The organism is Rhodospirillaceae bacterium (assembly GCA_040219235.1).
Taxonomy (GTDB): Bacteria; Pseudomonadota; Alphaproteobacteria; order Rhodospirillales; family Rhodospirillaceae; genus WLXB01.
This window is the reverse complement of sequence record JAVJSV010000007.1, coordinates 147,507-159,109: the sequence shown is the minus strand read 5'-3', so window position 1 is coordinate 159,109 and position 11,603 is coordinate 147,507. Positions and strand designations below refer to the sequence as shown.

The 11,603-nt window shown below is 54.7% G+C and carries 10 protein-coding genes; 6 read left to right on the top strand and 4 right to left on the bottom strand.

From position 1 onward, the window contains the following. Positions 1–40 precede the first annotated feature (40 nt). The 3 genes from RIC29_02925 to RIC29_02915 all read right to left on the bottom strand — a co-directional run bounded on the left by RIC29_02925 (position 41) and on the right by RIC29_02915 (position 4,024). Positions 41–2,635: a TonB-dependent receptor gene (locus RIC29_02925; protein ID MEQ8733849.1), complete on the bottom strand. Its 2,595-nt coding sequence runs from the start codon at positions 2,633–2,635 to the stop codon at positions 41–43. Positions 2,636–2,920: 285 nt separating this feature from the next. After that, a complete protein-coding gene (locus RIC29_02920; GenBank protein ID MEQ8733848.1) occupies positions 2,921–3,283 on the bottom strand; it encodes a hypothetical protein in 363 nt (120 codons plus the stop codon). Positions 3,284–3,304: 21 nt separating this feature from the next. Beyond that, on the bottom strand, positions 3,305–4,024 hold the full coding sequence (locus RIC29_02915; GenBank protein MEQ8733847.1) for an SDR family oxidoreductase: 720 nt from the start codon (positions 4,022–4,024) through the stop codon (positions 3,305–3,307). Between the two features lie 84 nt (positions 4,025–4,108). Here RIC29_02915 and dctP point away from each other — a divergent pair, with 84 nt between their 5' ends. The 3 genes from dctP to RIC29_02900 all read left to right on the top strand — a co-directional run bounded on the left by dctP (position 4,109) and on the right by RIC29_02900 (position 7,258). Continuing rightward, complete coding sequence (gene dctP / locus RIC29_02910; GenBank protein ID MEQ8733846.1) at positions 4,109–5,122, top strand: TRAP transporter substrate-binding protein DctP; 1,014 nt, start codon at positions 4,109–4,111, stop codon at positions 5,120–5,122. Continuing rightward, positions 5,119–6,684, top strand: a complete 1,566-nt coding sequence (locus tag RIC29_02905; protein ID MEQ8733845.1) for a carboxylesterase family protein — start codon at positions 5,119–5,121, stop codon at positions 6,682–6,684. The genes dctP and RIC29_02905 overlap by 4 nt, the downstream gene beginning before the upstream one ends. A 145-nt stretch (positions 6,685–6,829) precedes the next feature. Beyond that, the gene (locus tag RIC29_02900) at positions 6,830–7,258 is read left to right on the top strand and encodes a BLUF domain-containing protein (GenBank protein ID MEQ8733844.1); all 429 of its coding nucleotides are present in this window, start codon (positions 6,830–6,832) and stop codon (positions 7,256–7,258) included. Between the two features lie 85 nt (positions 7,259–7,343). Here RIC29_02900 and RIC29_02895 read toward each other — a convergent pair whose 3' ends face one another. Next, positions 7,344–8,906 carry an ABC transporter substrate-binding protein gene (locus RIC29_02895; protein MEQ8733843.1) on the bottom strand — a complete coding sequence of 521 codons (1,563 nt, stop codon included), beginning with the start codon at positions 8,904–8,906 and terminating at the stop codon, positions 7,344–7,346. Positions 8,907–9,110: 204 nt separating this feature from the next. Here RIC29_02895 and RIC29_02890 point away from each other — a divergent pair, with 204 nt between their 5' ends. The 3 genes from RIC29_02890 (at position 9,111) to RIC29_02880 (ending at position 11,595) form a co-directional block, all read left to right on the top strand. Continuing rightward, a complete protein-coding gene (locus RIC29_02890) occupies positions 9,111–10,052 on the top strand; it encodes a GSCFA domain-containing protein (GenBank protein ID MEQ8733842.1) in 942 nt (313 codons plus the stop codon). Positions 10,053–10,232: 180 nt separating this feature from the next. Then, positions 10,233–10,763, top strand: a complete 531-nt coding sequence (locus RIC29_02885; GenBank protein MEQ8733841.1) for a PH domain-containing protein — start codon at positions 10,233–10,235, stop codon at positions 10,761–10,763. Between the two features lie 79 nt (positions 10,764–10,842). Continuing rightward, positions 10,843–11,595 (top strand): SDR family oxidoreductase, encoded by a 753-nt coding sequence (locus RIC29_02880; GenBank protein ID MEQ8733840.1) that lies wholly within the window; start codon positions 10,843–10,845, stop codon positions 11,593–11,595. Positions 11,596–11,603 lie beyond the last annotated feature (8 nt).

The window sequence follows — 11,603 nt, the reverse complement described above, 5'->3', positions numbered from 1 at the left end:
GCGCGGCGTTCACGCGCCTTTGAGCGCGGCGTTCACGCCGTTAGAATGAGGCGTTCACGCCAAGCCAGAATGTGCGGCCAAAGCTCGCATCCTCTTGCAGGAACCGTGCGTCCGGCCCGGTCAATTCCGTCCGGCCTTGGTCGGTAATGTTCACAGCCTCTCCCACAAGAGAAATGCTCTCGGTCACATTCACGCGCACCTGCATATCAAACTGCCCGCGATCATCCCAGTATTCATCTAAGTTGGGATTGCCCGCATTGAGCAGATCGAGGAATGAGTCTGTGTAGTTGTAAGACCCCCGGACCTCGAAAAACTCGTTCTGATAAAACGCGGTCAGGTTCATGACAAAGTCAGGCTGCTGGAACAGCGTTGTGGTCCGGGTCGTACCGTTGGCCAGCGGCACCACGAATTTGGTGTCCAGCAAGGTAAAGTTAGCCGCAACGCCAACCCCATCCCACGGCTGCGGCAACCACGCGAAGGTTTGTTGAAACTGACCTTCAATTCCGAAAACTTCTGCGTCGGCTGCGTTTTCCGGTTGCGTGATGCGGTCATAGGTAACACCGTCCACGGTCAGATTGGCATTGGTGGTCGTCAGAACAAAAATTTCATCGGAGATGTCTTTATAAAAGGCCCCGAAGGCCAGCAATCCGTTGGGAATATACCATTCAACCGTCGCATCAAGATTCGTCGAGCGGCGCGGCTTGAGGTCTGGATTAGAGCGCGACAGCACCAGGTCTGCGCCGTCCGTGCTCGGTGAGAAACCGCGTGTGAGGTCACTGATGTTTGGCCGGCCGATGGTTCTTGATGCCGCCACACGAAACACCAGATCGTCCTGTATGTTATACCGGGCCACGGCACTGGGCAGGATGTCCGTATAATCGCCGGAAACATCGCCCCCGTTCAGCGGCGCACCATTCCACGAGGTGTGTTCAACCCGCACCCCGCCGGTCACCGATAACGCTCCAAAATCCATCGTGCCCTGTGCGTAACCGGCATAGACCTCTTCGCTGGCCGAAGAGCCGTTTTGAGAGGTCAGCACGTTGGTAAACGGATTGCTGGAAAAGTAAGAATTTGCGCCATCTGAATCGACGCGGGTGAGGAATTTATAATTGCCCTGAAACTCAACATCGGCGAGCCCATTGTCGGGCACATCAGCCAGCGTGTAAGGGTTGACGGCGACAAAGCGGTTGAACGTAAAGCCTTCGTCTTTATTGCGATCACGATACACACCACCGGTCTTCACGGTGAAGGTGTCAAAGTCCATGGTGCCGTTCACCGCGACTTCAAAAATATCGTCCTCTGCAAAACGGTCGAGGACGCCGCGATTGTTGTGGTTGTAACTTGCCGGGTCAAAGTACCCCTGTGGGTCCAGCGGGTAGGTGCGCGGGAAAAAGGTGCTGGTGTCGTAGACCGCCCCGAACGTCGCCGCAGTCGAAAAACTCTCCGTTGACTCCGGGTTGTTCAGTTCGGCCCCGGAGTAGGTCATGCGGGCATCAAGCAACAGACTGTCCGATGCCTGCCATTCGGCAACGCCTTGAACGTTGTAGATTTTGCGGTCGAGGGTAAAGCGGCCCAGGCCGACGATGCCCCGCCCATCTTCCGTCACACCTGAAATCGGTGTTTGGTTTGTAATCGTATCCGGTTGCGATGAGCTGCCATTGGTGCCTAGCTCATAGGTAAATTCATCGCGCCGTTCGTCATCGTTAAACTCGGTGTACAGGGATGACAAAGTGAACTCGAAATCACTGTCCGGGCGCCATTCAAGTTTGACAGCACCGCCCAGGCGCTCGCGGTTGTTGTTGTAGAAAAACACGCGATTGTTCGTCGGCACCACAATGCCGTTGCCGTTGCCCAGTCCGACGTTGTTCCCGGCGGCATCAAATTCCGTGTAGTCGGCGTCGTCCACCTCAATTTGTGGAATTTCAAAGTTACGGACGGAATAATCCACACCCAAAACAATACCAAATTCTTCATCCGGTCCGAAGCGGGTGCCGGTGGCGAAATTGGCCCGCCACGGCTGGGTTTTACCGCCGCCGTTGAGTTTTCCGCCGTCACCGGATTGCTCATGATGTCCCACATAGGCCGAGCCGTAGAAGAACCCGGGGTCTTCCTCGAAAGCACTGCGTGTCACCACGTTGATGGTGCCGCCAATGGCGTTGCCATCCAGCTCCGGCGTGACGGATTTAATAACTTCCAGGCGCGACAGCAGCGAGGCCGGAACCACATCCAACGGCACGGAGCGCGCATTCGAACCGCGCTCCGGTGACGATACAATTCCGCCGTCAATGGTGGTGCGGTTATAGGTTGGATTCAGCCCCCGGATGATGGGAAAGCGCGCCTCTGCCTGGTCATTCTGAACCGAAATGCCCGAGATCCGGCGGATCACCGACGCCGTATTCAAATCCGGCAAGCGGCCGACATCATCTTGCACGGCGGCATCAACGATGTTTGTGGCGGCGCGTTTGACCTCGATGGCCCGTTTGATTGAAAGCGCCTGTCCAAAAACAGTTACTTCTTCAACTTGCGTCTCATCGGTTGATGTGGTGTCGCCGGTCGCATTTGTCTGGCCTGCAGCCGGACTGATCATAGACACGGCAACAGCGGTGATGGAAAGATTGCGGTATATCGATTTCATTATAATCCCCAAATGACTCAACGCTCGAATGACTCAACACATGACTCCGCGTTCTAAGTCTGCGTTCGAAATCTTTCGCACTGATGTCGCGGTAACGCGTCAGTGCAAAATGAAAGTCAGGGGGTTATGGTTTTTAGGTAAGGGGTGTTCAAGTTAAGGTATTGTCTAAGAAAAGTTTCAGTTTTATTCGCGTGGTGTTTCTAATATTTTGATGTGCCTTATGTGACTCAAATATTAAAAGGCAATGGTCAGACTTAATCACTACAGAGTTTGCCAATCTGACTCTCACCCATCGAGCCATGGCAAAAAGTAAACACTCTCGCGCTCGGCCTTGGCATGAAGGTCGGCCACACCTTCTGCCGCATACACAGGCTGCGTGCGCCACGCTTTAAACGACTCAAAATCAGGCCAGCGGATAACGGCCACCGCATGGGCGTCTTCGGGGCCAACAAATCGAAACGCCGGTTTTGAAAATCCCAGAACCTGCCCGCCGAACACACTGGGCTTGCGGCTCTTACCATCGCTGATCGCCTGATAGCGCGCATAGGCGTCCGCATCGGCGATGCCATGAACCACAAACACACTCAGAAACGCCCCCTGTTTCAGGGCGTCTGGAACTTCTCGATCAGGATCAAACAGCGTCGTCATATTTCGTCACCACGCCAATTTCTACCAAGCGACCGTGTCGCCGTTAAAGCGGCGGAAGGTGCCCGTGTCCGACATTGTGAACCCATCAATCAATCCCCGCATGCCCGCCACGCTATCGGGAATTTCAACGGTCGCGCCGCCAACGCCCATGCGCGTTTTGACATGCCCCGGGCAGAACGCCATGGCGATCACGCCGTCCGTTTTGAGCGCCTCCGACAACAACTGCACGGCTTTGGTCACCGCTGTTTTTGAGGTGCAGTAACAAAATGCCGGAGTCACATCCTCCTGAAACGAGCCGACGGTGCTGGACAGGGTAATGATCTTCTTCTGATCCCCCGCCCGGACATGCTCGATAAAAGCCTCGGCCATTTTGATTGGGGCAAACGTGTTGGTGCGAATCACTTGATCCCACACCTCATAATCAATGGTGCCGAAATGCTGGGCGTCGAGATGATCTTGTATCGGCACCGGCCCGATAATGCCCGCGTTGTTCAACAGCACGTCGATGGCCGTGCCCGCGTATTTTTTGGCAACCGCGTCGATGGAGCCATGATCCAGCATATCCATCGTCTCGATCGACACCCGGCCCCCAGCCGTCTCGGCGATAGACCTGAGATCTGCCGCGCTGTCGCCGTCCGGGGCGCGGCAACAGGCAATCACGGTCCAGCCGTCGGCGGCATATTGGCGCGTAAACTCCAGACCGATCCCCCGGTTGGCTCCGGTAATTAAAACAGTCGGCATGCGCGGCTCCTCATTTTCAAAAACTGAGTGCCGGACTCTGCACGCTCAGTTGCCTCACGCCAAGGGGCGACTTACTGTGATGGGATGATGAAATATCTCAGCACGCTTATCACCGTTATCGTCGGCCTTCTCTCAGTCGTTCCGGCTGCGGCAGACCCGCTCAAAGGCAAGGTCGCCGTTTATTCCTTTCCCGACAGCGTCTGGTGGGATCAGTGGATGAGCTTTCAATCAAAAATCGACAGCAACCCCGACTTTGATCTGGAATGGTACCTGCGCGGCGAACTCGGCTCGGAACAGCAACTGATCACCGGCGCACGGCGCAATCGTATACAAATCGTCAGCGTGTCGTCCCAGGGCATGACCTCGCTGGTGCCAGAAATGGGCGTCCTGTTGGCCCCTTACGTGTTTGATAGCATCGAGGAAGCCGACTTCGTCCTCGACAACTATCTGGCCGAGCCCATCCGTCAGTTTTTCTCAGAACTTGATCTCGAGGTCCTTCACTTTACCGATGTGGGCTGGACCGTTTTGTATACGGTTGACCAGCCGGTTCTGGTGCCCAGCGATCTCAACGGCATGACGCTTCGGATTTCGCCCTCCATCATTCTGCAATCCTTTGTCGAAGCGGTGGGCGCAGACTACGCCGTCTTAGAACTGGGCGAACTGGTGCCCGGCCTGCAAACCGGCATGGTCCAGGGCGGCTTGTCCAACATCGTTTTTGTGCATAACGCCCTCAACGGCCAGGTCTGCTGTGCCACCCGCCTCAAAGGCATGTACGAGATGGGGGCCAATTTCGCCAACAAGCGGTGGCTCGCCTCGGCCACCGATGCCCAGAAAGCCGCCCTGATTGAGTCCTACGACCAGCTGGACGTCTCACGGCCCAATGTCCGCGCGTACGTAGAAGGCGTGGTCAAACAGGGCGAAGCCAACGGCATGTCCTATTTCGACCTGACGGAAGATCAACGCAAGCTATGGAAAGACGCGTCCGCCAGCGGCTTGCAGCGCATTCTCGACGATACCGGGGCCGACGGTGCCCGGCTTTACGATCTCCTGCTTGAGGGCAAAGCCGCCTTCAGGCACAGCCAGGAAAACCAGCAATGAAGACGCTGCTTATTGTTTTCGCCATCGCCAGCCAGTTCGCCAGCCAGTTCACTGGCGCAGTCCTCGCTCAAGACCGTCCTACCGTAACAACTCAACAGGGCCAAGTCCGCGGGACAGTGGTAAATGACCTCAAGGTGTTTAGAGGCATTCCCTATGCCGCGCCGCCGGTTGGCGATTTACGCTGGCGTCCGGCGCAACCGCCCACTGCCTGGGAGGGCACCCGCGACGCAGAACAATTCGGCGGTGTCTGCCCGCAAGCCCTGCGCCTCGGCTACAACGCCGAAGACCTCAGCGACCGCTCCATGCAGGAAGACTGCCTGACCCTGAATGTCTGGACCCTGAATACACCCGCCTCTGAACCGAAACCCGTCATGGTGTGGATGCTGCCGGGCGGTTTCACCAGCGGTGACAGCGGCATGGCGGTCTACAATGGCTCTGCCTTGGCCACACAGGGCATGGTCGTGGTGACCTTTAATTATCGTCTGGGCTATCTCGGCCAGTTCGCCCACCCCGCGCTCAGCCGCCAATCACCGGAGGACGCCATCGGCACCTACTATCTCTCAGACCAGGTCCGGGCCCTGGAATGGGTGCGCGACAATATCGCAGCTTTCGGGGGAGACCCGGCCAACGTCACCATTTTCGGCATGTCGGCGGGCGGCGTTTCGGTCAACTACCTGATGGGCCTCCCTGCCGCAAAAGGTCTGTTCCATAAAGCCATGTCGCAAAGCTCAAATGTGCGCCCCTACAAAGCAAAACACATTTCCATAGATCGCTATATGTCTCCATCTCTGGAAACCACAGGTGCGGCCATGGCGACGGCTCTGGTTGAAGATAAGGAGTCCGACGCCGCGATTGTTGCAGGGCTGCGGGCGCTCACCTGGGAGCAGGTTTTAGACTACCAGAACAAAACCGCCTTTGGCTCTCTCAACCCCGCCGTGGATGGCATTTATCTGCCGGAGGCCCTTGGGCCGGTGTTCAGCGAGGGCCGCCAGCATCCGGTGCCGTATCTTACGGGAGCCACCAGTTGGGAAGGCAGCCTGCTGATGCGGCTGGACAAGGCGGATTTGCTGCTGAACGCCCTACAAATCAGCCGGGAGGAGATTACAGAGCTTTATGGCGACGTGGATGACCGCACCATCCTCAACAATCTGGAATTCGATACCTTCTTTGGCTCTCAGCGCTGGCTGGCGCGGCAGCATGCAAAGACAGATCAACCGACTTACCTGTATCGCTTCGACTACGTCTTCGAGGAAAAGCTTGGCACCATGCCCGGCGCGCCGCACGGCGCCGAAACAGCCTATGTGTTTAAAACCATAGATGCGACATCTCAAAACCCGGTATCAGACTCAGATCGGGCAATGGCCAACCTGATCAGCGCGTATTGGGTCAATTTTGCCAAGACCGGCACTCCCAACGCGGCGGGCCTGCCCGACTGGCCGCGTCATACCACCGAGCAAGATGTGCTGTTGGACTTTTCAAATACAGCCATCGCGCCAAAGATCGAGTTCGAGCGAGACCGCATGCAGTTCATCGAAAACCGCTACTCCTCCGGTGAGATGTAAGCATATACATGCTAATAAATTAGAAGAGGAATATTATTTAAGTATTTGTTTAATATAGTTTTTCTTATTATTCTTCTGTTGATGATCCAAGCCCTCTCCGGCTGCGTATAGAACTGGTTAAGCTAAATTAAATGGAGGACTCAGAATGATGCTTCAAACCATTTACATAAGCGCAGCAACACAGTCTCCCAGTAGCCAAGAACTGGCTGAACTGTTGGCTCTGTCTCGACGCAATAACTCAACAGAAGGGATCAGCGGTATACTGGTCTATCACCAAGGCTCATTTCTTCAAGTCCTAGAAGGCCCCGAAAACGCTGTCAAAGAGACGCTAAAACGCATCAAAAGCGATCCGCGTCATTGTAATTTCCGCCTGTTACTGGAAGACCACGTAGAGGAGCCTGAATACGAAGAATGGTCCATGGGGTTTGTTGACCCCACGCACACCGCCGAAATGCTTGAAGGGTTCGTTGGATATACTGGCAAGCTTGATGCTTTGACCATGAGTGGCAGCAGGGCAAAGAAGATCATCCAACGCTTTAAAGACGGCCTATGGCGGCAAAAAACAGCAGCCTAAGCCTTGATCCCTAGGCATACGCGCTACGATAGCTCAATACCCCGAAGGACAACGGGCTGAGGGGGCTTGCCCTTAGCCCGTTCCCTTACAACAGGGGTTCGCTTCGGATTTTCTCATATTGAATAAACAGACCCTCGGCTTCAAAGCCCTCGAGGCCCGCCCGCACGCCATAAAAATCGACCGATTCAAACAGATAAAGCATATACGCCTGCTCGTGATAGTGCCGCATCAACTCACGCGTCAGCGTTTCTCGGCGGTCCAGATCAGGCTCGGCCATGGCCGCGTCAATCATCGCCTGATCCGCCTCATTGCAGAGCCAAGGCGTTTTCCAGAGGCAGCTATGAAGTCTCATGCCCCGTAAAGCATCCATTTGCGGCGCGGTCGGGAAATCCATCATGAAACCCTGCCCCTTAAAATCGCCGGTGTGGATGGCATTGAAATACTGAGATATGGGGAACGTCTTGAGTTCCAGATTAACCCCAATTGCCCGCAAATCTTCCGCCACGCGCTGATAGATGGCGACGCCGTTGGGAATAGCCGTGCCCGGCACAACCTCAATGGTCAGATCAAACCCATCCGCGTATCCCGCCTCCGCCAGCAACGCCCGGGCGAGATCAGGATCATAGCTGTAAGGCACCAAGTCAGGGTTATAGCCAAAGGCCGAGGCTGGCGCAGGCTGCGATGGCGCGCGGCTTTTGTTGTCCAGCAGCACCTGAATATACGCCTCACGGTTCACCGCATGATTGAGCGCCTGACGCACGCGTTTGTCGGTCAGCGGCGCATTCTTCGGTCCAAACGCGGGATGATCAGGATTGAGGATCAACGCAAACACATAGGTTCCCGTTCCGGGCACGCTCACCCACTGATGCCCAGCAGCCTCCAACTCCTCCATCTGATCTGGAATGGTTCCCAAAACCACATCCAACCGTCCGCTGATCACCCCTTGAATGCGCTGCGGGCCTTCCGGCACCGCATAAACTTCGAGTTTTTTGAAATGTGGCGGACGCCAGGACTCTTCAAAAGCCACCATGTTTACCACTGACGGCTTCCATTCCGCAGCGCGAAACGGACCGGTGCCATGCGGATCCCGGGCAAAGCCCTGCGGGCCCAAGGCCCGCCAGTGCTCTGGCGCAACAATACGCAAACTGGCCGCCTCGCGAGGAAACAGCACATTCGGGACCTTGGTCGTGATCTCAACGGTGTAGTCATCGATCACCCGCGCGCTGGCCAAGGAACTGAGCATCTGCGCCACAACCTCGGTCACGGCTTCAGGGCTGGTCAGATAGTCGACCGCGTTCACCACCGCATCTGCTGTGAACCGCTCTCCGTTTGAGAAGGTCACGCCGTCCCGCAATGTGAACACCCAGGTGGTGGGGCTGGTCTGCGCCCAGGCCGTAGCCAGCCACGGCTTCACTACGCTGTCCAGGCCCACATAGGTCAGTCCATCGAAGATCGCCGACCAGGTGTAAATCGTTGGCGCATTCAACGAGGCATAGGGATTGCCCAGCATAGCGGGTAACCCAAGCACTCCGACGCGCAGGGTGTCGTTTTGAACTCCGGAAGAAGACGTGCCCGCCTCCTGATCCCCACAGCCGGAAAGCAACAGGGAAAGGACAATGGCGGCAATCATACTGAGATGTTTTTTCATGGCCCTAGCAATGCCCTCAAAGCAGTAAGCTGGCAACAGAACTTCAGTAAACTTTCCCCTCCATAGCAAGTGAGAAAACATCTCCCGAACCTTGGTTTCGCAGCACATTGACGGTGCTTACCTATTATTTAAGGGGACGAATAGAGTTCTGTCCGATAAATTAAGGACTGAAACCTTACAATTTTACTACATGAGAATCGCCGAATGAAACGAATAGAATTTCCGCAAGTTGGTAATTTCATGTGGAGTAAGTACTTCAATGAGCATCTTTTCACCATCAAACCTAAAGCACTGATTGGCGCCGAAGACAGAGTGTTCACGATCGGTAGTTGTTTTGCGGAAGAGGTCCGTAAGGCGCTTTCAAATCAAAACGTTAAATGCCTGCCAGAGTTTGAGCAGGTCAAAACTGACCCTTCTCGCTATTTAATAGATACCCTGCCCAATCGACCCCACATGAATTATTATAATACCTATACAATTCATCAAGAATTTGAGCGCTGCGCCGGGCTTTGGAAACAGTCTGACGAAGACATCTGGGAAATTCAGGATAATTGGTGGGGCCAGGAAACCTGTTTTCAGGATCCATACAGACGAAGCCTATTCGGTAAATCTAAGAATGATTTGCTCGACGCTATTGAGTTATCAAACTTAACGATAACCAACGGATTTAATAGCGCGACGGCCTTCTTTATTACCCTTGGACTGATTGAGGTTTGGCGCAAGAAAGATAACGGACGTTTTTCCTGCCAGGAACCTGGATATGAGCGCGGCGGCGGTGCTGAGCAGACAGAATTTTATCTCAGTTCTTTTGAGGATAATAAGGACAATCTGAAAGCAGTCGTTGATATCATTCGAGATCGCAAGGGCAAAAACGTGCCAATTGTTCTTACAGTTTCACCAGTTCCTCTCGCACTCACTTGGTCTGGTAAAGATATATATACGGCAAATACGCTCAGTAAGGCAGTTCTTCGAGCCGTTGCAGGCGAAGTATCATCGCTATACCAAAATGTGACTTACTTTCCTTCATATGAGATCGTTCAAATCCTAGGCGCAGGCGCCTTCCAAGAAAAGGACGGACGGCATGTTAAGCCTGAAGCCGTTGAAATCATTATGCAGGCATTCCTGAAGGCCCACATGAAGCAGTGACTACATTTACCCAGCTGACAGCAGTTATTTTTACTTAGACCTCGCTTTAAGTAAAAAATTCTGCCGCGAACAAACTGAAGCTGTTTTTATTAATACTAGGGTCCGGTCTGCGTCTTAGTGGCAAGCGAAACACGCCATTTAAGGATAGAGCGGCACCGACAGTCTGAGTATAGCCATCGCATGGCGTTCCGAACCTTCGCAATCCCCAATCCAGGCCCGCTGCCAGGGGCAGTGGTCTTCGGGTTTATGGGCACCGTTTACGCTGCGGTTTTGTGGGGGTTTAGCTCAGACCCAACGGCAGGCAGTCTTGGACTTTGGATTGCCACTCTAATCATCGCTGCCGTCTCCGCTTTTATTGGGCTTTTCGTGTTTCACCGTCGCAGCACAGCTCTTGAGATTACGCAGACGCACCTCATCCTGAAAGCGCCGTTTTATGGACGTTCTGTGCCGCTGACGGCCCTCGACAGCGCAGCGCTTAAAACACTGGATCTGACCACAGACCGCGACCGGGACTTCAAACCTAAATGGCGAACCAATGGTGTTGGCCTACCCCGGCTCCAATTGGGGTGGTTCAAGCTCAAGAATAACGAGAAAGCCTGGTGCTACATCACAGACCTCACAGCGGTGGTCTATCTCCCAACAACCGAAGGCTATGCGGTTATGGTGAGCGCCAAAGACATCCTAGGTCTGAAAACAGCGCTGACTGCGTAATCTGCTTCCTTCTCCACGGACCAGGCTTTACCATCGGGCTCAGTCTTCCACCGCCACACCGCACGACAGGACTTCAAGTATGATCAGGGTATTGATCTCCACCCTATTGATATTATTAAGTTTTTCCGCAAGCGCCAAAACCGTTCTGATCACCGGCTCCAACCGTGGCCTGGGGTTGGAACTGGCCACGCAATACGCGGCCGATGGCTGGACGGTTATTGCCACAGCGCGCTCCCCGGACGACGATACGGCGCTGCAGGCACTCGCCGCTGCCTATGATACTGTTCAAATCGCAGCCTTGGACGTGACAGATCACGCCCAAATCGAGGCGCTGGCCAATAAACTGCGCGGCACTGCCATCGACGTTTTGATCAACAATGCCGGTATTCTCGGCGACGCCGGCCAGCAACGCATTGGCAGTTTGGATTTTGACCAGGCCGCTCCCCTGTTTGCAACCAACACACTGGCGCCCCTGAAAATGGCCACCGCCTTTCAGGCGCACGTCACCGCCAGCGACACCAAGAAAATCATCAACATTTCCAGCATTGTCGGCTCGCTGGCCAACACCAACGGCAACATCTATTTCTACCGGGCCAGCAAAACGGCCTTGAATATGCTGATGCGCAACTTTGCCAAAGATACCGCCGAGCACGGACTGATCATCGGCCTCATTCATCCTGGCGTGGTCGATACGGATATGTCCGCGCCCTTCGACATTCCCAAAATCTCAGTGGAAGAAAGCGCCACCGGCGTGCGCAGCGTGATTGACTGGTACACCCCGGAAACCTCAGGTGAGTTCATGCAATACACGGGCGCGCCCCTAGAATGGTAATGGGCATG

What these genes read in the sequence shown, in the direction of transcription:
- RIC29_02885 (MEQ8733841.1), top strand. Translation starts at nt 10,233, where the DNA reads ATGGCGTTCCGAACCTTCGCAATCCCCAATCCAGGCCCGCTGCCAGGG.
- RIC29_02915 (MEQ8733847.1), bottom strand. Translation starts at nt 4,024, where the DNA reads ATGCCGACTGTTTTAATTACCGGAGCCAACCGGGGGATCGGTCTGGAG.
- dctP (MEQ8733846.1), top strand. Translation starts at nt 4,109, where the DNA reads ATGATGAAATATCTCAGCACGCTTATCACCGTTATCGTCGGCCTTCTC.
- RIC29_02900 (MEQ8733844.1), top strand. Translation starts at nt 6,830, where the DNA reads ATGATGCTTCAAACCATTTACATAAGCGCAGCAACACAGTCTCCCAGT.
- RIC29_02925 (MEQ8733849.1), bottom strand. Translation starts at nt 2,635, where the DNA reads ATGAAATCGATATACCGCAATCTTTCCATCACCGCTGTTGCCGTGTCT.
- RIC29_02890 (MEQ8733842.1), top strand. Translation starts at nt 9,111, where the DNA reads ATGAAACGAATAGAATTTCCGCAAGTTGGTAATTTCATGTGGAGTAAG.
- RIC29_02920 (MEQ8733848.1), bottom strand. Translation starts at nt 3,283, where the DNA reads ATGACGACGCTGTTTGATCCTGATCGAGAAGTTCCAGACGCCCTGAAA.
- RIC29_02880 (MEQ8733840.1), top strand. Translation starts at nt 10,843, where the DNA reads ATGATCAGGGTATTGATCTCCACCCTATTGATATTATTAAGTTTTTCC.
- RIC29_02905 (MEQ8733845.1), top strand. Translation starts at nt 5,119, where the DNA reads ATGAAGACGCTGCTTATTGTTTTCGCCATCGCCAGCCAGTTCGCCAGC.
- RIC29_02895 (MEQ8733843.1), bottom strand. Translation starts at nt 8,906, where the DNA reads ATGAAAAAACATCTCAGTATGATTGCCGCCATTGTCCTTTCCCTGTTG.